The organism is Antarcticimicrobium luteum, assembly GCF_004358185.1.
Classification (GTDB): Bacteria; Pseudomonadota; Alphaproteobacteria; order Rhodobacterales; family Rhodobacteraceae; genus Antarcticimicrobium; species Antarcticimicrobium luteum.
On record NZ_SMUV01000066.1, the window covers coordinates 88098 to 109196 of the forward strand.

21 protein-coding genes are annotated in these 21099 nt (G+C 67.4%); 15 read left to right on the top strand and 6 right to left on the bottom strand.

The window, feature by feature from the left end; translation table 11 throughout:
* Positions 1-12 precede the first annotated feature (12 nt).
* Positions 13-1164 carry a DUF3095 domain-containing protein gene (locus tag E1832_RS12015; RefSeq protein ID WP_206021047.1) on the bottom strand — a complete coding sequence of 384 codons (1152 nt, stop codon included), beginning with the start codon at positions 1162-1164 and terminating at the stop codon, positions 13-15.
* Between the two features lie 159 nt (positions 1165-1323).
* Here E1832_RS12015 and E1832_RS12020 point away from each other — a divergent pair, with 159 nt between their 5' ends.
* The 3 genes from E1832_RS12020 (at position 1324) to E1832_RS12030 (ending at position 5341) form a co-directional block, all read left to right on the top strand.
* Complete coding sequence (locus tag E1832_RS12020; protein WP_245513968.1) at positions 1324-2493, top strand: MFS transporter; 1170 nt, start codon at positions 1324-1326, stop codon at positions 2491-2493.
* An 81-nt stretch (positions 2494-2574) separates the two neighbouring features.
* Complete coding sequence (locus E1832_RS12025; protein ID WP_133360001.1) at positions 2575-3597, top strand: aspartate-semialdehyde dehydrogenase; 1023 nt, start codon at positions 2575-2577, stop codon at positions 3595-3597.
* A gap of 106 nt (positions 3598-3703) precedes the next feature.
* Positions 3704-5341 (top strand): DUF4139 domain-containing protein, encoded by a 1638-nt coding sequence (locus E1832_RS12030; RefSeq protein ID WP_133360002.1) that lies wholly within the window; start codon positions 3704-3706, stop codon positions 5339-5341.
* A gap of 32 nt (positions 5342-5373) precedes the next feature.
* Here the strand turns inward: E1832_RS12030 and E1832_RS12035 are convergent, their stop codons facing one another.
* Positions 5374-6024 carry a carbonic anhydrase gene (locus E1832_RS12035; RefSeq protein WP_133360003.1) on the bottom strand — a complete coding sequence of 217 codons (651 nt, stop codon included), beginning with the start codon at positions 6022-6024 and terminating at the stop codon, positions 5374-5376.
* Between the two features lie 153 nt (positions 6025-6177).
* Here E1832_RS12035 and E1832_RS12040 point away from each other — a divergent pair, with 153 nt between their 5' ends.
* The 3 genes from E1832_RS12040 (at position 6178) to E1832_RS12050 (ending at position 8910) form a co-directional block, all read left to right on the top strand.
* Positions 6178-6558, top strand: a complete 381-nt coding sequence (locus E1832_RS12040) for a hypothetical protein (RefSeq protein WP_133360004.1) — start codon at positions 6178-6180, stop codon at positions 6556-6558.
* Positions 6559-6673: 115 nt separating this feature from the next.
* Complete coding sequence (locus E1832_RS12045) at positions 6674-8056, top strand: leucyl aminopeptidase family protein (RefSeq protein WP_133360005.1); 1383 nt, start codon at positions 6674-6676, stop codon at positions 8054-8056.
* Positions 8053-8910, top strand: coding sequence for a C40 family peptidase (locus E1832_RS12050; protein ID WP_133360006.1), 858 nt, complete (start codon positions 8053-8055; stop codon positions 8908-8910). The genes E1832_RS12045 and E1832_RS12050 overlap by 4 nt, the downstream gene beginning before the upstream one ends.
* 39 nt (positions 8911-8949) lie before the next feature.
* Here E1832_RS12050 and E1832_RS12055 read toward each other — a convergent pair whose 3' ends face one another.
* Together E1832_RS12055 and E1832_RS12060 are read right to left on the bottom strand one after the other, a co-directional pair.
* Positions 8950-9294, bottom strand: coding sequence for a DUF2794 domain-containing protein (locus E1832_RS12055; RefSeq protein ID WP_133360007.1), 345 nt, complete (start codon positions 9292-9294; stop codon positions 8950-8952).
* 76 nt (positions 9295-9370) lie between these two features.
* Positions 9371-11023: a Y-family DNA polymerase gene (locus E1832_RS12060; RefSeq protein ID WP_133360008.1), complete on the bottom strand. Its 1653-nt coding sequence runs from the start codon at positions 11021-11023 to the stop codon at positions 9371-9373.
* Positions 11024-11235: 212 nt separating this feature from the next.
* Between E1832_RS12060 and E1832_RS12065 the strand changes: the two genes are divergently transcribed.
* The 3 genes from E1832_RS12065 to E1832_RS12075 all read left to right on the top strand — a co-directional run bounded on the left by E1832_RS12065 (position 11236) and on the right by E1832_RS12075 (position 13788).
* Positions 11236-12366: an S-(hydroxymethyl)glutathione dehydrogenase/class III alcohol dehydrogenase gene (locus tag E1832_RS12065; RefSeq protein WP_133360009.1), complete on the top strand. Its 1131-nt coding sequence runs from the start codon at positions 11236-11238 to the stop codon at positions 12364-12366.
* Positions 12367-12419: 53 nt separating this feature from the next.
* Positions 12420-12911 (top strand): GNAT family N-acetyltransferase, encoded by a 492-nt coding sequence (locus E1832_RS12070; RefSeq protein ID WP_206021048.1) that lies wholly within the window; start codon positions 12420-12422, stop codon positions 12909-12911.
* Between the two features lie 103 nt (positions 12912-13014).
* Positions 13015-13788 carry an NYN domain-containing protein gene (locus tag E1832_RS12075; protein ID WP_133360010.1) on the top strand — a complete coding sequence of 258 codons (774 nt, stop codon included), beginning with the start codon at positions 13015-13017 and terminating at the stop codon, positions 13786-13788.
* Positions 13789-13811: 23 nt separating this feature from the next.
* Here the strand turns inward: E1832_RS12075 and E1832_RS12080 are convergent, their stop codons facing one another.
* Positions 13812-14429, bottom strand: a complete 618-nt coding sequence (locus tag E1832_RS12080; protein ID WP_133360011.1) for a TetR/AcrR family transcriptional regulator — start codon at positions 14427-14429, stop codon at positions 13812-13814.
* A gap of 132 nt (positions 14430-14561) precedes the next feature.
* On the opposite strand from E1832_RS12080, the gene mbfA reads away from it, so the two are divergent.
* The 6 genes from mbfA to E1832_RS12110 all read left to right on the top strand — a co-directional run bounded on the left by mbfA (position 14562) and on the right by E1832_RS12110 (position 19531).
* A complete protein-coding gene (gene mbfA / locus E1832_RS12085; protein ID WP_133360012.1) occupies positions 14562-15533 on the top strand; it encodes an iron exporter MbfA in 972 nt (323 codons plus the stop codon).
* Positions 15534-15573: 40 nt separating this feature from the next.
* Positions 15574-16503 carry an AEC family transporter gene (locus E1832_RS12090; protein ID WP_133360013.1) on the top strand — a complete coding sequence of 310 codons (930 nt, stop codon included), beginning with the start codon at positions 15574-15576 and terminating at the stop codon, positions 16501-16503.
* A 119-nt stretch (positions 16504-16622) separates the two neighbouring features.
* Complete coding sequence (gene fghA, locus E1832_RS12095) at positions 16623-17453, top strand: S-formylglutathione hydrolase (protein WP_133360014.1); 831 nt, start codon at positions 16623-16625, stop codon at positions 17451-17453.
* Positions 17454-17457: 4 nt separating this feature from the next.
* Complete coding sequence (locus E1832_RS12100) at positions 17458-17916, top strand: YaiI/YqxD family protein (protein WP_133360015.1); 459 nt, start codon at positions 17458-17460, stop codon at positions 17914-17916.
* Between the two features lie 68 nt (positions 17917-17984).
* Positions 17985-18608, top strand: a complete 624-nt coding sequence (locus E1832_RS12105; RefSeq protein ID WP_133360016.1) for an HAD family hydrolase — start codon at positions 17985-17987, stop codon at positions 18606-18608.
* Positions 18605-19531, top strand: coding sequence for an ornithine cyclodeaminase family protein (locus tag E1832_RS12110; RefSeq protein WP_133360017.1), 927 nt, complete (start codon positions 18605-18607; stop codon positions 19529-19531). The genes E1832_RS12105 and E1832_RS12110 overlap by 4 nt, the downstream gene beginning before the upstream one ends.
* 178 nt (positions 19532-19709) lie before the next feature.
* Here E1832_RS12110 and E1832_RS12115 read toward each other — a convergent pair whose 3' ends face one another.
* Positions 19710-20948 carry an MFS transporter gene (locus E1832_RS12115; RefSeq protein WP_133360018.1) on the bottom strand — a complete coding sequence of 413 codons (1239 nt, stop codon included), beginning with the start codon at positions 20946-20948 and terminating at the stop codon, positions 19710-19712.
* Positions 20949-21099 lie beyond the last annotated feature (151 nt).

Here is a 21099-nt window from a genome sequence, read left to right on the forward strand (position 1 = left end):
CTGACGCCGCGCTCAGGCGGATTTGATCTGGGCCGCCGCGCGGGTATAGCCGCCCGCCGCGCCATCGATGAAATGCACATGGTCGTGCTTCCGGACCGAGGGCACGAAACAGGTCACCAGCGCCTCGTCCTGGGCGTGCAGGCCATATCGGATCGCGCCCGCCGCGGCGGCCGCATCCAGCGCCGCGACGATCCGGTCGCGGGTGGCCGCGTCGCAATCCAGCGTCATCTTGAGGCCGTCGTCGAACTTGCGGAAATCGGCATTGGCGCCGACTTGGGCGGCATAGCTGGCCGGGTCGAAACCACCCACGGGCAGGCCGGTCCGGAACAGCAGCCAGGCCACCAGGGTCTTCACCAGCAGCGCCAGCCTGTACCGCGGCAGCGGCGCGGCGCCATGGCGCGCCTGCGCCTCGAGCGTCAGCCCTGGCGGCGGCCAGCGCACCTCCGGCCCCGACGCCGGCACCGGATGGCCGCCGCGACTGAGCGCCCCGGTCAATCCGATGACCTGGCGCGCCACCTGCACGAATCCCTCCGGGTCGGCGCCCGGCACCGGCTGGACCACCAGCGACAGGATGCAGCCGTTGCGCGCGCGCAGGTTGGACCACCGGCACGACAGGCCGGTCAGATCGGGCTGCGTCCCAGGCGGTGCCGGCGGCACCTCATAGGCACCCGCCTTCATCCTGGCCTCGGCCCAGGCCAGTCCGCCGCCGGCGAACATGGCATAGTCCACGCCCGGCGAGGCGGCAAAGCGCGCCAGCCGCAGATCGCGTCCGGCGGCCCGGATCTCCGCGACCGGCACCAGCGCGGCGCGCATCTGCATGCCGAATTCCTCGGCGGTCCAGCGGCGCACGGCGGCAAGCGCCGCGCGGGCTCTCTCCGCATCCCGGGGCGCGATGGCGAAAGCGGCCCCGTCGCCGCCGAAGACAAAGGGAAACGCCCGCCCCCCCATCGCGTTCATGATCGCCGCGATGACGGCGGCGCCGGCCATGTTCACCGTCTTGTAGCGTCCCCGCCCGATCTCGCCGGTGGAATCGACGATATCGGCGGTCGCCACCAGCCAGTCGCCCGGCACCGGGGAGAAACTGTCCTGCGCGACAAGTGAGGAAAAATCCGCCTGCGGGCGCAGGCGATCATAAAACCCGTCGTCATCCATCGCCCTGTCCATCGCCGTCTCCCTCGCCAGGCCGCACCCGGTCCGGGTGACAGGTAGGTCAGGCAGGGGCGCGCGTCCATGCACCGAAACAGAACGACACGCCCTTGTGTGTCCCGCGGCAACATGCGACGCAGCGGCACCCCAGGGAAATGCAGCAGGGAGGAGCGGCGTGTGGCGGGATTGATCTGGCTATGCCTGGCCTATGTTCTGAGCCAGTTTTTCCGCGCCTTTCTGGCGGTTCTCAGCGAGGTTCTTGAGCGCGATCTGGGCGCCGCGCCCGAGGCGCTGGCCACGGCGTCGGGGCTGTGGTTCCTGTCCTTTGCGGCGATGCAGATCCCGGTGGGATGGGCGCTTGACCGAATCGGGCCGCGGCGCACGGCGGCGGTGCTGCTGCTGCTGGGCGGCGGCGGCGGGGCGGCACTGTTCGCGCTGGCCGGTGGCCCGGCGCATATCTCCATCGCCATGTTTCTGATCGGTATCGGCTGTTCGCCGGTGCTGATGGCCTCCTATTACATCTTCGCCCGCGAATATCCGCCGGCGCGCTTTGCCACGCTGGCCGCGTTGATGCTGGGTGTGGGGTCGGCGGGCAATATCGTCGCCTCCTATCCCACGGCGTTGGCGGCGGAATTGATCGGCTGGCGCGGCACGCTGGCCGGGCTGGCCGCGCTTTCGACCCTTGTGGCGGCGGGGATCTTTCTATCGGTCCGCGATCCGGCCCGGGTGGAAACCGAGCTGCGCGGGTCGGTTCTGACGATCCTGAAGCTGCCGGTGATGTGGCTGATCCTGCCGATGATGCTGGTCAACTATGCCCCTGCGGCCACGGTGCGCGGCCTTTGGATCGGCCCCTATCTGGCCGATGTGTTCCACCTCACCACCGCGCAGATCGGGCAGGCGAGCCTGGCCATGGGGGCGGCGATGATCGCCGGCACGCTGTGCTATGGCCCGATGGACCGGTTGCTGGGCACGCGAAAATGGGTGGTGGCCGGCGGCGCGCTGGGATCGGTCGCGGCGCTGGTCTGGCTGACCCTGGTGATCGGAACCAGCCCGCTGCTCTCGGTGGCGCTGCTGGCGGTGGTCGGGTTCCTGGGCGGCTATTTCCCGGTGATCATCGCCCATGGCCGGGCTTTCATCCCCGCGCATCTGGTCGGACGCGGCGTGACGCTGATGAACCTGTTCGGCATCGGCGGGGTCGGCCTGATGCAGTTCGTCACCGGGAGGCTGCATTCCGGATTGTCCGGCGGCGCCGTCACCGCCCCCTATGGCGTAATTTTCGGATTTTTGGCGGTCACCCTGCTGATCGGCACGGTCCTGTACCTGTTCAGCCGCGACAGTCTCGACTGATCCCCCTTTTTTCTTGGACTCAAAGCCTATATGACACCGCAGCCGGTCAAACGACTGGCCGTAAATGCAAGAGAGGATAATATGGGTTATCGCGTCGTCGTCGCGGGTGCCACGGGTAACGTGGGCCGCGAAATGCTGAACATCCTGGCCGAGCGCCAGTTCCCGGTGGATGAGATTGCTGCGCTGGCAAGCCGCAAATCTCTGGGCACTGAGGTGAGCTTCGGCGACAAGACCATCAAGACCCGGGATCTGGACACCTTCGATTTCACCGGCTGGGACATGGCGCTGTTCGCCATCGGCTCGGACGCGACCAAGAAATACGCGCCCAAGGCGGCCGCCGCCGGCTGCGTGGTGATCGACAACAGCTCGCTCTACCGTTACGACCCGGACATTCCGCTGATCGTGCCGGAGGTGAACCCGCAGGCAATCCACGGCTATGCCAAGAAGAACATCATCGCCAACCCCAACTGCTCGACCGCGCAGATGGTGGTGGCGCTGAAACCGCTGCATGACCGCGCGGGGATCAAGCGCGTGGTGGTCTCGACCTACCAGTCGGTCTCCGGCGCCGGCAAGGAGGGGATGGACGAGCTGTGGGATCAGACCAAGGCAATCTACAACCCCACGTCCGATGTCACGGCAAGGAAATTCACCAAGCAGATCGCCTTTAACGTCATTCCCCATATCGACGTCTTCATGGAAGACGGCTCGACCAAGGAAGAATGGAAGATGGTCGTCGAAACCAAGAAGATCATCGATCCGAAGATCAAGGTCACGGCAACCTGCGTGCGCGTGCCGGTCTTTGTCGGCCACGCCGAGGCGATCAACATCGAGTTCGAGGATCACCTCGACGAGGACGAGGCCCGCGACATCCTGCGCGAGGCGCCCGGTATCATGGTGATCGACAAGCGCGAAGACGGCGGCTATGTCACCCCGGCCGAATGCGTCGGCGATTTCGCCACCTTCATCAGCCGGATCCGCCAGGACAGCACCATCGACAACGGGCTGAACCTGTGGTGCGTCTCTGACAACCTGCGCAAGGGCGCGGCCCTGAACGCGATCCAGATCGCCGAGCTGCTGGGCCGTGAGGTTCTGAAAAAGGGCTGATTTCGGCCGATCGAATGCAACAGCCAAGGGCGCCCCACCGGGCGCCCTTGTTCTTTTTCGCACCTTTGCGCACCATTGGTGGCAGACGTTTCAGAAGGTGTTTTTCATGCGCAAGTTCCTCTGGCTCGCCGCGGCTTTGCCCTCGGTCTGTCTGGCCGATCAATTCGTCCTCGACGCCCCCGTCACCCATGTCACGATGCATCCCACCGGGGCCACGGTGGAGCGGCGGGTGCCCTTTTCCATCCCCGCCGGCACGCATGAGCTGATCCTGCGCGGTGCCGATCCCGCCGTGCCGCTGACCGATCTGCGCCTGTCGGTCGCCGGGGCGATGCTGGAAACCCTCGCGGCGCGGCGCAGCGACCTGCCGCCACGCGCCCCCGCCGAACGCCCCGAGGTTGCCGCCGCCCGCGCCAAGGTCAAGCGGATCGAGCGCGAGATCCGGGATCTGGAGGATCGCCGCGCCGCCCATCTTCTGGAGGTAGCGGCGGCGCGGGCAAAGCAGGCTTTCCTTGCCGGGCTGGGCGAGCGTGACGGCATCGCCAGTCAGGACGTGATCAGCCTGCGCGAGATCTCTGCGATGATCGCCGAAGAGACCCTGGCCGCGAAAACCAGCGCCCTGGCGGCGCAGCAGGCGGCGCGGGCGCTGGACGATCCGCTGGCGGATCTGACCGTGGCGCTGGAGCGCGCCCGCCAGGCGCTCGCCGCGCTGGTGCCCGACACCGCCGAACCGGCTGAACTGACGCTGACCGTCACCGCCCCGGCACCGGCCGAGGGACAAGTCACGGTCAGCTATCTGACCCCCGAGGCGATGTGGCAACCCGGCTACGAGGCGCGGCTGACCCGGGGCGAGCGGCCGCGGCTGGTGCTGTCCCGCGTGGCCTGGGTGGCGCAGGACGGCGGCGAGACCTGGCGCGACGTGGCGCTGCGGCTCTCCACGGTGGACCCCGAGGCGCCGACCGATCCGTCGGTGATCCTCCCGCTCCGCCGCCGGATCACCGAACGGCGCGAGGAAAAGAGCCTGGGCCGGGCCGAGATGTCCGGCGCCGCACCCGAGCCGATGGTCGAGCCGATGGTCGAAGTCCAGGCCGACATAGGCTCGCTTGCCGCGGTGGGCGCGGCGCTGGACGGGATCAGCGTCACCTATGATTATCCGCGGCCGGTCACGCTGGCGCCGGGCACCGACGCGGTGCGTATCCCGCTGGGCGAGATCGCGCTGGACGCCGAGGTCTTTGCCCGCGCCACACCGCGCCACGACGAAACCGCCTTTGTCGCCGCCGGCTTCACCAATGACACGCAGGAGATCCTGCTGCCCTCGGACCGGGTGCACCTTTATCTGGACGGGACTTTCGTCGGGCTTGGCCGGATGCCGATAATCGCGGCGGGCGAGGAAACCGAACTGTCCTTCGGGCCAATCGAGGGATTGCGGCTGAAAACCGTGGTCACCGGGCGCAACGAGGGCGACCGCGGTGTGCTGTCGAAATCGAACGAGCTGACCGAGGCGCGCACGTTCGAGGTCGCCAACCTGACCGGCACCGAATGGCAGGTCAGGCTGCGCGACCGGGTGCCCTATTCCGAACAGGAGGATCTGGTGATCGACTGGACCGCCACGCCGCGTCCCGAGACGCGCGATGTGGACGGCCGGCGCGGGGTGCTGGAGTGGCGGTTCCCCCTGGCGCCGGGCGCGCAGCAGGCGATCCGGCTGGAGCAGAGGCTGACCTGGCCGGACGGCTACGAGCTGCGCTGAGGCGCCGCCCGTCGCCTGCCGCTGTCGGCGGCTCAGACCGGAGCGAACGCCTTGGCCTTGGTGTCGTAGTATTCCAGCCCGCCCTCGCCGATGTCGGTCCAGAGCCCATGCAGGCTGAGCGAGCCCTCCTCGACCGCCTCGGCGATGAAGGGAAAGGTCATCAGGTTCGCCAGAGATGCCAGCACCGACTGGCGTTCAAAGGCGCGGGCCTGCTCTGCGTCGTCGCTGATGTCGGAAACAAGGTCGTATTTCGGACGCAGGATATCCATCCAGCGGCCGACAAAGCTTTCCTTGCGCTCCAGCTCCGGCGCGAGGCCCTTGCACATGTCGATGCAGCCCTGCACGCCGCCGCACTGGGAATGTCCCAGCACCATCAGATGCGCCACCTTCAGCACCGTCACCGCGTATTCGATGGTCGCCGAGGTGCCGTGATGATCGCCGTCCGGCTCATAGGGCGGCACCAGATTGGCGATATTGCGGTGGATAAAGAACTCGCCCTGATCGGCGCCGAAGATCGAGGTCACATGCACCCGGCTGTCGCAGCAGGAAATGACCATCGCCCGGGGTCGCTGCCCCTCGGTTGCCAGGCGGCGGTACCAGCTGCGGTTCTCCGAATAGGTCGTGGCCTTCCATCCCTGATACCGCTGGACCAGATAGCTGGGCAAAGGTTTGGCGAATTCCATGCATAATCCCCTGCTTGGTTTCATCCGGTCATCAGATAGTCGGAATTCCCACAAAATTCGAGGGATTATGCGCGTTCCCCTGAAACCTTTTGCAAACCTGTCCGCCCGAGGATGAGGGCGGGTGACAGTCGTATCGGACGAGCGGAGGATGGGATGGGTGTGGTTCTCTCCCTCAAAAAGGCGGAACAAATTCAACTGGATCAGGCCAGGTTGCTTGTGCTGGACCGCAAGCTGGGCCGGGACGGGGCCGACACGGTGATCGGCCGGGCCAGCCGCGAGCTCTCTGCGCGGATGACCCGCTGCGACCGGCTGTGGGAGGCCGGCGACATGATCGGGCTGCGCAAATGCGCCCGCTCGATGATCGCGATCGCCGATCAGGCCGGAATGACGAATCTCGCCCGGGTGGCGCAGGATGTGACCGAGGCGGCGGATCAACGCGATCTCGTGGCGCTGGCCGCCACGTTGTCGCGTCTGCGCCGGGTCGGCGAAAGCTCGCTCCGCGCGGTCTGGAGGGCACGGGGCGCGATGGTCTGAGCAGGGCACTGAAAGGGGCACTGACAAGGGCTCCGGCAGGGGCTTGCAAGGGGCTTGCGGCTGCCGGCGGGAGGAATAGTCTGCCCCCACCCAGCCCAGAATGCGAGAGCCCCGAATGACCCCCAGATTTGCCGCCGCCGACAGCCGCGCCCTGCCTCTCCACGTGATCGAACAACTGGCGCTGGAGGACTGGCTGGCCCCGCAGACCGACGCGGTGCAACGTTGGGTCGAGGCCAACGGCTTTACCGGGGCGCAGGCGCAGGCCCTGGTGATCCCCGGCCCCGATGGCGCACCGGCCATGGCGCTGGCTGGCTACGGCGATGCCGCTCAGCGGGCACGGCGGCGATTCGTTCTGGCCGGGGCGGCCAAGGCGCTGCCGCAGGGCACATATCGCATCGCCTCGGGCCTTGCGGGTCAGGTGCTCGAGACCGAGGCCCTTGGCTGGCTGATCGGCGGCTACGGGTTCGGCCGCTACCGCAAGCGCGCGGCAGAGGCCCGCAACCTGATCGCGCCCGAGGGCGTCGACGCCGCCCGGATCGAGGCGATGGCAGCGGCCGAATGGCTGACCCGCGACCTGATCAACACCCCCGCCGCCGACATGGGCCCGGAGGAGCTGGAGACGGCGGCGCGGACGCTGGCAGAGACCTTTGGCGCTAGCCTTGAAACCGTCGAGGGCGACGACCTGCTGGCGCGGAATTTCCCGATGATCCATACCGTCGGCCGCGCCTCGACCCGCGCGCCGCGGTTGATCGACATGCGCTGGGGCACGGCGGGGCCGAAACTGACGCTGGTGGGCAAGGGCGTGTGTTTCGATACCGGCGGGCTGGACATCAAGCCCGCCAGCAGCATGGCGCTGATGAAAAAGGACATGGGCGGGGCGGCCACGGTGCTGGGTCTGGCGCGGATGATCATGGCGCTGGGTCTGCCGGTGCAGCTGCGGGTGCTGATCCCGGCGGTGGAGAACGCGATTGCCGGCAATGCGTTCCGGCCCGGCGACATCCTGACCTCGCGCAAGGGTCTGACCGTCGAGATCAACAACACCGATGCCGAGGGGCGGTTGGTGCTGGCCGACGCACTGGCCCTGGCGGAAGAGGGCGCGCCGGACCTGATCGTCTCGATGGCGACGCTGACCGGGGCCGCGCGGGTCGCGGTGGGCGGCGATCTGGCGCCCTATTTCACCGATGACGAGGATGCGGCGCAGGCGCTGGCCGCAGCCGGGGCACGGGTTGCCGATCCGGTCTGGCGGCTGCCGTTTCATGACCCCTATGAGCTGACGATCGAGCCTGGCGTCGCCGATCTGGACAATGCGCCGAGCGGCGGCATGGCCGGGGCGATCACCGCCGCGCTGTTCCTGCGCCGCTTTGCCGGTGACGCGCGCTATATCCATTTCGACATCTATGCCTGGAGCGCCGCCGACGCCCCCGGACGGACCAAGGGCGGCTTTGGCCAGGGCGCGCGCGCGGTGCTGGAGGCGCTGCCGGCGCTGCTGAAGCTGTGACCGACCGCCGCCGCCTGCGTTTCAACGGGCGCATCGCCCATGACAGCCTGCGGGGCCAGGTCGAGGCGGCGCGGTTCACCCCCGGCGATCCCTGCGCGGTCGCCACCCCGCGCGCGACGATCTTTGCCAGCGCCGAGGGCGGCGCGCGCGACCGCGAACTGGTTCTGGGTGAAGGGTTCACCGTGCTCGACTGGGGCGGGCCGATGGCCTTCGGCTTTGCCACGCGCGACGGTCATGCCGGCTGGATCGAGGCCGCCGCGCTCTGGCCCGGCGCGCCGGAGCCGACCCACCGGGTCTGCGTGCGCCACAGCTATGCCAAGGCGCGGCCCGAGCTGAAGACGCGGGATGAGGCGTTCTGGCTGTCCCATGGCGCGCGGGTCACGGTCACCGAGGTGCGGGGCGCCTGGTCCCGCATCGCCGCCCGCAGCCGCAACGGTCCGCGTGTGCTCTGGCTGCCCTCGGCGCATCTGGCCCCCATCGACACCGTAGAGCGCAGCCCGGCGACGGTCGCCGTGCTCTATCTCGGCACCCCCTATCTCTGGGGCGGCAATTCGTCGTTCGGGATCGACTGTTCGGGGCTGGTTCAGGCGGCCTGCCTCGCCTGCGGCATCCCCTGTCCTGGCGACAGCGACCAGCAAGAGGCCGAGCTAGGCCACTCCCTGCCCGAAGGCACCCCGCCGCAACCCGGCGACCTGCTGTTCTGGAGGGGGCATGTGGCGTTGGTTGTGGATGCCGAAACGCTGATCCATGCCAACGCCCATCACATGGCGGTGGCCCATGAGCCGGTCACCCGAGCCATCGCGCGAATCGCGGCGCAGGGCGACGGGCCGGTGACCGCGCACAAGCGGCTTTGACCCTGCCTCAATCTGCGCCTCGCCCCCCTGCTCCGCGCCCTAGTCGACCACGCGGATCAGCTTGCGTTCCAGCACCCGCAGCACGGTCTTCAGGTCATGGCCGCGCTTGAGGATCTGGCCATCCATGCCGACAACCGCGTATTGCCCCTGCTTGCTGCGCAGCCTCGGGCGTTTCTCGATCCGGTAGAGCGGATGTTCGGCGGTGCGGCGAAACACCGAGAACACTGCCATGTCGCGCAGACAGGAAATGCCATAGTCGCGCCATTCGCCGGCGGCCACCATGCGGCCATAGACGGACAGGATGACGGAAAGTTCCCGGCGATCAAAGGCGACCTGGGCCGGGGCGGAGCCTTGGGAATACCCGCTGGGCGTCTGCATGTTCATGGCGTCAGGTTACGCGTTCTTTCCATCAAATCAAGCTTTTCGCCAAATCCGGCGCCATGAAAGATCAGGCGAAAGATCAGGCGAACTGTCCCTGGCAGAACCACCCCGGAGACAGGGCCGCGCCATGGGCATAGAACAACCACAGCCGGTCGCCGTCCCGGGTGGTGACCGCCCAGTAATCGCGCACCCCGCTGCGCCAGGCGGGCTCGTCCAGCCACCATTCGGGCGCGATCCGCTCCGGCCCTGTGGCCGCGGCCGGGGTCCGGTCGCGCCCGCGCCAGCGAAAGGCCGCAGGCAGCTCCGGCGCGTCGGGGGCGATCACCGGCTCGGGCGGCCAGAGCAGCAGCGGGCGCGGCGTGGGGGGGGCGGGCCAGCCCGCCGCCGGCTCGGACCAGGCGGCGGCCAGCACCTGCGCGGTTTTTTCGGGGATGTGGCTGGCGGCCGGGTGGCGGCGGGTGATCGCCTCCATCCCCACCCGCGCGCCCAGCCGCCCCAGCAGATCGTCCAGCGCCGCGCCCCCCACCAGACGGTCGCGCACCGCCTGCCCCGCCTGCATATGGCCCGTGGCGGTGCGGGCATGGATCGGCTCGACCTGCACCGCCTCCAGCCGCAGCATGTCGATGCCGAAGCCCGCGTCGATGCCGTCGAGCTTCAGCTCCAGCAGCGGGCGGATGCGGTCCGGGTCGTGGCCGGGTCGGGCCAACCCCACGATGACCACTTCGGTGGCGCGGTCGGTTCGGTGCGCCTCCAGCCGGAGCTGCCGCGCGCCCTGCCCCGCCGCCTCCAGCCCGGCGCAGAGCCGGGGCAGCATCCGGTCGATCCCGGCCAGCAGATCATCCTTGAGCCCGATCGGCTCGGGCAGGGTGAGCCGCACGGCGAACCGCCGCTCCGGGCGCGCCGGCGACACCGGCTCGGGCGCGCTGCCCATGGCCTGGTCCAGACGGTGCACCAGCCCCTTGCCGAACCGCCGCGCCAGCCCGGCGCGGGGCTGACCCAGCAGATCGCCGATCCGCCGCAGCCCGAGCCGGTTCAACTGCGCCACCACCTCCGGCTCCAGCCGCAGTGCCGCCACCGGCAGCGGCGAGAGCGCGCCATAGGTCTTGCCCGGCGGGGCGATCCGGGTGCCGCCGCCCACCGCCGCAACCGCAGGCGCCGCGCCGCCCCTGGTCCAGTGCCGCCGCTTGCCGGCGCGGGCGCGGGTGGCGCGCGCCTCCTGGTCGATGGCATCGCCCGAGCGGCCCGATCCGGCGACCTGCCCGGCGAACCGCGCCAGCGCCCAGGCCGCGCCCGGCGTATCCGCCAGCCCCGCCCGCAGGCTCAGCCCCATCGCGGCGCAATCGGCCTCGACCTGCTCCAGAAGCGCCGGCTCGCCACCGAACAGATGTGTGCAGCCGGTCAGATCAAGGATCAGCCCGTCCGGCGCCTCTCCCGCCACCCAGGGGCTGAACTTGCCCGCCCAGCGCCGCAGCGCGGCCAGGACCGCCGCCTCGCCCGCAGGGTCGCGGGGCCGGGTCGCAAGCCCCGCGCACAGCGCATGCGCATCGCGCAGCGGCTGGCCGACCCAGAGCCCGGCCGCCTCCGCCACCGCGTCCAGCGCCGCGATCTGCTGGGCGTTGCCGCGCTCCTCGACCACGGCCAGCGGCCCCTCCAGCGCCCCGCGGGCAACACGTAACGCCCGCTCGGCGGCAAGGCGGGGGAACCACAGGGACAGGATCCGGCGTTTCGACATGGCGGCATCTTTGTTCTCTTTTTGTTCCTCTTATATAATCGCCGTTCCGCAGGAGTCGAGCCGCAGCACCGCCACAGGCGGATTGGCGCAGGCCCGGCCGGAACGGTCGGTTTCAGAGGCGCAAAGATCGGCCCAGGCGCATGGAATGGGCGTTGAAACCCGGCCCGCTTTGCCGCAGGGTCTGGAACAAATCTGATTGGAGGTAGTGACCCATGCGTACCCGCGCCGCCGTGGCCCTTGAGGCCGGAAAACCCCTTGAAATCATGGAAGTGAACCTGGAGGGCCCGAAGGCGGGCGAGGTTCTGGTGGAGATCAAGGCGACCGGCATCTGCCACACCGACGAATTCACCCGCTCCGGCGCCGACCCGGAGGGGCTCTTTCCGTCGATCCTGGGCCATGAGGGCGCCGGCATCGTGCTCGAGGTGGGCGAAGGTGTCACCACGCTGAAACCCGGCGATCACGTGATCCCGCTCTACACCCCCGAATGCCGCGAATGCGCGTCGTGCCTCTCGGGCAAGACCAACCTCTGCACCGCGATCCGCAACACGCAAGGCCAGGGGCTGATGCCGGACGGCACCACGCGGTTCTCGATGCTCGACGGCACGCCGATCTATCACTACATGGGCTGCTCGACCTTCGCCAATCACACGGTGATGCCGGAAATCGCGCTGGCCAAGGTGCGCGACGACGCCCCCTTCGACAAGATCTGTTACATCGGCTGCGGCGTGACCACCGGCATCGGCGCGGTGATCAACACCGCCGGGGTCGAAATCGGCTCGACCGCCGCCGTCTTCGGGCTGGGCGGTATCGGTCTGAACGTGATCCAGGGGCTGCGCATGGCCGGCGCCGACATGATCATCGGGGTCGATCTGAACGACGACAAGGCGGTGATGGCGAAGAAATTCGGCATGACCCATTTCATCAACCCGATGAAGGCGCAGCGCCCGGTGGTGCAGGAGATCGTCGAGCTGACCAAGACCGAAAGGGATCAGATCGGCGGCGTCGATTACTCGTTCGATGCCACCGGCAACGTGCAGGTGATGCGCGACGCGCTGGAATGCTCGCATCGCGGCTGGGGCGTGTCGGTGGTGATCGGCGTGGCGCCCTCGGGGGCCGAGATTTCCACCCGTCCGTTCCAGCTGGTCACCGGCCGGGTCTGGAAGGGCACCGCGTTTGGCGGCGCAAAGGGGCGCACCGACGTGCCGAAATTCGTCGACTGGTACATGAACGGCAAGATCGAGATTGACCCGATGATCACCCACAAGCTGAGCCTTGACGAGATCAACACCGGCTTTGACCTCATGCACGAGGGCAAATCGATCCGCGCCGTGGTGGAATACTGACACAAGCGCGCGCCGGCCCCACCCGGACCGGCGCGCCACAGGATGACAAGACCATGAGCGATGTGACGATCCGGCCCGCGACCCCGGCCGACGAGGATACGATCTGGGCGATGCTGGAACCGGTCATTCGTGGCGGCGACACCTATGCCCTGCCCCGCGACATGACGCGCGCGGCCGCGCTGGCCTATTGGTTCGCGCCCACGAATGCGGTGCTGCTGGCCGAGGCCGACGGCCAGCCGCTGGGCACCTATTACCTGCGGCCCAACGCCATGGGCGGGGGCGATCATGTCTGCAACTGCGGCTATATCACCGCGCAGGCGGCGCAGGGAAAAGGCGTCGCGCGCACAATGCTGGCGGATTCGCTCGATCGCGCGCGCGAGGCGGGGTTCCGCGCCATGCAGTATAATTTCGTGATCGCCACCAACACCCGCGCCATTGACACCTGGGAGCGCGCCGGCTTTGACGTGGTGGGCCGTCTGCCCGACGCCTATCGCCACCCGGCGCAGGGCTATGTCGACGCGCTGGTGATGTTCCGCGCGCTCTGATCCGATACACGCTGATCCGTTGCACCTGTAACAATGCGCCTGAAACATTGCACCGGGCGCCCGGATCGTACAGTTTCAATCCCGAAATGGGGAGTTTACACCTATGGCCGAAAAGCCGCACACACCGCTGCTCGCGGTGCTGATCGACGCCGACAACATCTCGGCCAAATATGCCGAGGCGATTTTCGAGGAGATCGCCTCGTTCGGCGAGGCCAGCATCCGCCGCATCTATGGCGATTTCTCCGGCGGCGCGCCGCAGGGCTGGTCCAAGGACAAGCTGGCGGCGCTGGCCATCGTCCCGCACCAGCAGTTCGCCAACACCACCGGCAAGAACGCCAGCGACATCGCGCTGGTGATCGACGCGATGGACATCCTGCATTCGGGCCGGTTCGATGGCTTCGTGCTGATCTCGTCCGACAGCGATTTCACCCGGCTGGCCAGCCGCATCCGCGAACAGGGGCTGGACGTCTACGGCATGGGGATGCGCAAGACGCCTGCCGCCTTCGTCAAGGCGTGCAAACGGTTCATCTATGTCGAGAACCTGATGCCCGAGGCAGCCAAGACCAGGCCGAAACCGGCCAAACCCATCACCGCCACCACCCGTGAGGCCGCGCCCGCCGTGGCCCAGATCAGCGGCGAGGCCCCGGCCGAGCTGGAGGATCCCGCCAAGCTGATGATCCGCGCCATGGACGCGATCGACCAAGAGGATGAATGGTATTCTCTGGGTCAGATCGGCCAGTTCATCACCGCCGCCAACCCGGATTTCGACACCCGCAGCTATGGCAAGAAAAAGCTGAGCGATCTGGTCAAGGAACTGAAGCGGTTTGAAACCAAGGTCGGCGAGGGCAATCAGCTTCTGGTGCGGCGGATCGACTGACGCAGGTCAGGCAATGTAACGGATCAGGCCCCGTAGCGGGCGAGGAACATGTCGACCGCGTTGCGCACCACGTCCTCTTTCTCCTCTTCGGAGAAATCGGTCTGGATACCAAACGCCGCGCGGGTCCACAGCTTGACCTTGCACAGTTCCAGATATTGCTCGGCCGCCATCGGAATATCCTCGATCACCAGTTCGCCGCGCGCCACCGCGCAGGTCAGGTATTCGCTGATCCGTTCCCGCCCCATCGCCGGGCCGCTGACGTAATAGGCGCGGCCCAGTTCGGGGAAGCGTTCGCGCTCGGCCACGCAGATACGGAAGATCCGCTGCGAAAAGTCCGACAGAAGAAAGGTCAGGATATGCCGTCCAGTGACTGTCAGCACCTCGCGCACGGGAAAGGATCCGTCGATATGCGCCGAGGCCTGCTCGGCCATCAGGCCGCATTCGCTGTTGGCCACCTCCATGAACAGCATCCGCTTGTCCGGGAAATAGCTGTAGAGCGTGGCCTTGGACACGCCCGCGGCCCGCGCGATGTCATCCACGCTGGCCCCCTCGAACCCATCGGCCAGGAACACCTGACGCGCGCCGGCCAGCACCTGATCGAACTTGCGCCCGGTTCTGACAATATCCGCAGCTTCGCCCATAGATCCCTCCGGCTGGCGCCCTGTTCCGTGATATAAACCGAGCGGTTCAGTTGCAACAACAAGGCGCCTGCCGACCCTTGAATATGTCGAATGACCCGAATACTTAGAACCGATCTAAAGTGAGGCATCACCATGCAGTTCTTTGCGCGCAAGCGGTTCCGCGATCTGAGCGAACAGGAAATTCTCGCCCTGGCGATCTCGTCCGAGGAGGACGACGCGCAGATCTATCGCGGCTATGCCGAACGGCTGCGCGCCGATTTCCCGGCCAGCGCCAGGATGTTCGACGGTATGGCCGCCGAAGAGGACGAGCATCGCGCGCTGTTGATCGAGGCGCACAAACAGCGCTTTGGCGACACCATTCCGCTGATCCGGCGCGAACATGTGGCGGGATATTACGCGCGCCGCCCGATCTGGCTGGTGGAAAACCTCGGGATCGAACGCATCCGCGAAGAGGCCGAGATGATGGAGCGCGATGCCGAGCGTTTCTATCTCGCCGCCGCCAAGCGCAGCAGTGATGCCCAGACCCGCAAACTGCTGGGCGATCTGGCTGCAGCCGAAGCCGGCCACCAGGACACCGCGCAGGGCCTGGCCGAGGAACATCTCGACACCGACGCGCGCAGCGCCGAGGAGGCCACCGCGCATCGCCAGTTCGTGCTGACCTGGGTGCAGCCGGGTCTGGCCGGGCTGATGGACGGGTCGGTCTCGACGCTGGCGCCGATCTTTGCCACCGCCTTTGCCACCCAGGATTCCTGGACCACCTTTCTTGTCGGCGTCGCCGCCTCGGTGGGGGCCGGCATTTCCATGGGCTTTACCGAGGCCGCCTCGGACGATGGCGAGATTTCCGGGCGCGGTTCGCCGCTGAAACGGGGGATCGCGGCGGGGGTCATGACCACGTTGGGCGGGCTGGGTCACGCCATGCCCTATCTGATCCCCGATTTCTGGACCGCCACGGGTCTCGCGGTGATCATCGTTTTCTTCGAGCTCTGGGCGATCGCCTGGATTCAGAACCGCTATATGGACACACCCTTCTTCCGCGCCGCGTTTCAGGTGGTGCTGGGGGGCGCGCTGGTGCTTGCGGCAGGGGTCCTGATCGGCAGCGGCTAGCCGGCTTGCGGTAGCCCGCGCAAGCGGCTACCGATGCGTCATGGTCGAGATATTCATACGAACCCTGCCCTTTTTCGCGATCATCGGCCTTGGCTACTGGGCCGGGCGTAGCCGCTTTTTCACCGAAGAGGCGACCTCGTATCTGACCAAGTTCGTTTTCTATTTTGCGCTGTCGGCGATGATCTTCCGGTTTGCCGCAAACCTTTCTTTTGCCGAGGTGTTCAACGGCCGGCTTGTGCTGGGCTATCTGTGGGGCACCGCCTTTGTCTATGGCATCGCCACGGCGGTGGCCTTTCTGCGCGGGCTCGACGTGCCCACCGCCGGGATCGAGGCGCAATGCGTGGCGATCGGCAATGTCGGCTTTCTCGGCCTGCCGATGCTGTCGCTGCTGTTCGGCGAGGCGGCGATCGGGCCGGTGATGCTGGTGCTGACAACCGATCTGGTGGTGTTCTCCAGCCTGATCGTGATGCTGATCAACGGCGGCCGCGACGGGCGGCTGAAGCTGTCGACCCTGCGCCTGATGGGGATGGGGCTGCTGCGCAACCCGATGATCGTCTCGATCGTGCTGGGGATGCTGTGGTCGGCGCTGGAGCTGCCGGTGCCCGAGCCGCTGAACGCCTTTCTGTCCATTCTGGGCGGCGCCGCCACCCCCGGCGCGTTGTTTGCCATCGGCGCCTCGCTGGCCAGCAAATCGGCCGAGCGGGTGCAGGTCGCTGCCTGGCTTTCCTTTGGCAAGCTGGTGCTGCACCCCGCCGCGGTGGCGCTGGGGGTTCTGGTGCTGTTCCCGCTCGATGCCTTCTCGGCCTCGGTGGTCATCGCCTCGGCGGCGCTGCCGGTGGCGGGTAATGTCTATATGCTGGCGCAACACTATGGGGTCGCGCCGCACCGGGTCTCGGCGGCGATCCTGCTGTCGACCATGGCGAGCATCCTGACCGTGCCGGTGGTGATCGCCTGGATCACCGGAGCCTGAGCGGGCCCGAGCGCCGCCGCCGCCTTTTGCCCGAAAAGACGCCAGCAAGGGGCGCCCGCCCTTTACGCACCGCCGCCGGACCGGTAGCCAGAAGCAAACCGAAACGGGAGTGCGCGAAAATGGAAACCCTGTCCGAAAATGCCGCCTTTGGCGGTGTGCAAGGCGTCTACAAACACGCCTCGGATGTCTGCAACTGCGACATGACCTTTGGCCTGTTCCTGCCGCAAGAGGCAAAGGATGGCCCGGTTCCGGTGCTGTGGTATCTCTCGGGGCTGACCTGCACCCATGAGAACGCCATGACCAAGGCCGGCGCGCAGGTCTGGGCGGCCGAGCATGGCATCGCGCTGGTGTTTCCCGACACCAGCCCCCGGGGCGCTGGTGTGGCCGACGACGAGGCCTATGACCTGGGCCAGGGCGCGGGGTTCTACGTCAACGCCACGCAGGATCCCTGGGCGCCGCATTTCCGCATGTGGGATTACGTCGCCGAGGAGTTGCCGCGGGTGATTGACGCGGCCTTTGCCATCGACCCCGAGCGGCAGGCGATCACCGGCCATTCCATGGGCGGGCACGGCGCGCTGACGCTGGCGATGGGCCTGCCGGGGCGTTACCGCTCGGTCTCGGCGTTTGCGCCGATCGCCAACCCCAGCGCCAGCGACTGGGGCCGCAAGCAGCTGACCGCCTATCTGGGCGCGGACGAGGCCGCCTGGGCGCCCCACGACGCCACGCTGATGATGCGGACTGGCGGCTTTGACGGCCCGATCCTGATCGACCAGGGGGCAAACGACCAGTTCCTCGACCTGCTCAGGCCCGAGGCGCTGGCCGGGGCCATCGCCGCGCAGCGGCAGGAGGCCAGCTTCCGGATGCAGAAGGGGTACGACCACAGTTATTTCTTCGTCTCCTCCTTCATGGAGGACCACGTCGCCTTCCACGCCGACGCGCTCTGGCGCTGAGGCGATGGTCGCGCTTTACATCGACGCCGATGCCTGCCCGGTGAAGGCCGAGGCCGAGCGCGTGGCGACGCGGCACCGGATCACGATGTTCGTGGTCTCCAACGGCGGGCTGCGCCCCTCGCCCAATCCGCTGGTGGAAAACGTGATCGTCGCCGAGGGCGCCGACGAGGCCGACAAATGGATCGCCGATCGCTGCGGGCCGGGCGATGTGGTGGTGACCGGGGACATCCCGCTGGCGGCGAAATGCGTCGCGGCGGGCGCGCGGGTGCTGCGCCACAACGGCGAGGCCTTTACCGAGGCGAACATCGGCCAGCAGCTTGCTATGCGCGACCTGATGGCGGATCTGCGCGCCGCCAACCCGCTGGGCGCGGGCGGCGGCGGGCGCGGCTTTACAAAGGCCGACCGCTCCCGTTTTCTGGAGGCGCTGGAACGCGAGATCAGAGCGGCGGGGCGGCCGGCCTGAACCGCGTCGCCCCGGCAGGACATCGACCCGGACCGGACGGGGTTTCCGGGGGAAAAGGAACCGACAGAATGCAACCACAGGCCGTGATCTTTGATATCGGCAACGTGCTGATCGAATGGCAGCCGGAACGGTTCTACGACAGGGTGATCGGCCCCGAGCGGCGCCGCGCCCTGTTCGCCGAGGTGGACCTGGAGGGCATGAACATCCGGGTCGATGGCGGGGCCCATTTCACCGAGACGGTCTATGCCCTGGCCGAACAGCATCCCGACTGGCGCGACGAAATCCGGCTGTGGCATGATCGCTGGATCGAAATGGCCGCGCCAGAAATCCCCCGCTCGGTGCGCCTTCTGCGCGCGCTCAAGGCCAGGGGCGTGCCGGTCTTCGCGCTGACCAATTTCGGCGTCCAGACCTTTGATGACATCGCCCGGCCGCATTACCCGTTCCTGTCGGAGTTCGACCGCGCCTATGTCTCCGGCCACATGAAGGTGATGAAGCCCGCGCCGGAGATCTATCAACGGCTCGAAGAGGATTGCGGTTTCGACCCGCGGGCGCTGCTGTTCACCGATGACCGGAGCGACAACATCGACATGGCCGCCAGCCGCGGCTGGCAGACCCATCTGTTCACCGGCCCGCAGGGCTGGGCCGGTCGCCTGGTGGCCGCCGGACTGCTGACCGAGGAGGAGGCGACATGAGCATCACGATCCCCATTATCCCGTTCAAAGAGGGCGAAGCGCTGCTCGACTGGCTGGAGCTGACCGAGGCGCTGGCCGACGGTCACACCCTGCCCCGGGCCGAGATCGCCGACACTTTTCTCTACCGCGACCCCGATACGCTGCTGTCCCGCGCGGCCTGGATCGACGGGCTGGGCAGCCTGGTCAAGACGGCGACGGTGTTTCCGCGCAACCCCGAGCACGGGGTGCCGATGGTCAACGGCGGCGTCAGCCTGTTCTCGGATCTCGACGGCACGCTCGAGGCGCTGGTGGATTTCCACCTGGTGACCAAATGGAAGACCGCCGGCGACAGCCTGCTGGCGGCGCGGCGCCTGGCCCGTCCGGACAGCGAACGGATCGTGATCGCCGGCGCCGGCACTGTCGGCCGCTCGCTCTGCGAGGCCTTTGCCGAAGCCTTCCCCGGGGCAAAGATCGCGCTCTGGAACCGGACCCTGGCCAAGGCCGAGGCGCTGGCGCGCGACATCGGCAGCGTCGATGTCGCCCCCGATCTTGAGGCGGCGGTGCGGCAGGCCGATATCGTGGTCAGCGCCACCATGTCCTCGGAGCCGCTGATCAGGGGCGACTGGCTGCGCCCGGGCCAGCACATCAACCTGATCGGCGCCTATCGCCCCGACATGCGCGAGGCGGACGACGCTGCGCTGCGGCGGGCAAAGATCTATGTCGACAGCCGCGACACCACCATCGGCCATATCGGCGAGATCCAGATCCCGCTGGATCGGGGTGTCATCACCGAGGCGGACATTCTGGCCGACTTCTACCAATTGGACGCCTTCGCGCCGGGCGGCACAGAGGACATCACGCTGTTCAAGAACGGCGGCGGCGCGCATCTGGACCTGATGACCAGCCGCTATATCCTCGACCGCTGGTCGGCGGCGCAGAAGTAGCCGGGCACAAGGCGGGCTTCGGCCCGCCCTGTGCCGTTTTCACCATCTGAGCCTGCCCGCCGCCGACCTCAGCTCTAGGAGGCGTTCCAGCGCGGAATAAAGACCGCAGGCCGCCGCTCGTGCATTGCTCTTAAAGTCGAACGGCAGCGGCAGGTCGGTTGAGATACAGTGAGGTGCTCTATGCCAGCCGCGCGCCCAATGGCCGTTCCCTCACCGGCAGATGCACCACCGCGCTGAAGGCGCCGACGCCGACACCGATCCACCAGACCATGGTGTAATCGCCAAAGGCGTCATACATCCGCCCGCCCAGCCAGACGCCGAGGAATCCACCGATCTGGTGGCTGAGAAACACGATCCCATAGAGCGTGCCCATGTAGCGCAGCCCGTAGATATGCGCGACCAGCCCGCTGGTCAGCGGCACGGTGGCCAGCCACAGCGCCCCCATCGTCACCGAAAAGATCAGCACCGAGGTGGGCGTGATCGGCGCCAGGATAAAGGCCGCGGCGATCACCGTGCGCCCCGCATAGATGCCCGTCAGCAGATATTTCTTGGAATAATACTTGCCCGCCCATCCGGCCATCAGCGTGCCGCCGATATTCGCCGCGCCGATCAGCGCGATCGACACCGCCCCCAGCGCCGAGGTGGTGGTGATGCCGATCCCATGCAGCAACCCGCCGGGCTGGATCGGGCCGCACATCTCGGTCACGAAGGCGGGAAAATGCGCGGTGATGAAGGCGAGCTGATAACCGCAGCTGAAGAATCCCAGAAAGATCAGCGTGTAAGAGGGATCGCGGAACGCCTTGACCAGGATCGCGCCCAACGACTCCTCCAGCTCGGCCCGGCTGGCCGGCTCGGGCGCGCGCAGCATCGGCAGGGTCAGCACCAGCGACAGGATCGCCACGGCGAAGACGATAAAGGTGTTCTGCCAGGACAGGAAGCTCAGCAGCCATTCGGCCACCGGCGCGCCGACCATCTGCCCCATGCTGCCTGCGGCGGTGGTGATCGCCAGCGCCATCGAGCGGTTCTCGTCCGAGGCGGCGCGCCCGACCACCGCCAGGATCACACCGAACCCGGTGCCGGCGATGCCGAACCCCACCAGCCAGGCATAGAGCTGATGCTCCAGCGGCGTGGTGGACCAGGCTGTCAGCACCATGCCGGCGGCATAGGTCAACGCGCCCATCACGATGGCCCGGCGATCACCGATCTTTTCGGCAATGGCACCAAAGATCGGCTGTCCGATGCCCCAGGCCAGGTTCTGGATCGCGATGGCAAGCGAAAATTCGGACCGTGCCCAGCCGAACTCTTCGGCCACCGGGATCTGGAACACCCCGAAGGAGGCCCGGATCGCGAAACTGACCATGATGATGGTGCAGCCGACGACCAGAACCGGAGTAAGCGAGGCGGCGGGGCGGGACATGGGCGGGCTCCGGACAGATTGGCCCGCTGAACCTACGCCCGTCAGCGAAGGGGTCAAATCAGGATTTGATCGACGTTACGTCAGTATTATTGATATATATGCCTCCGCCATCGCGCGCCCCCGCTTTCAAACCCCGCCCGCCCGCGTTATG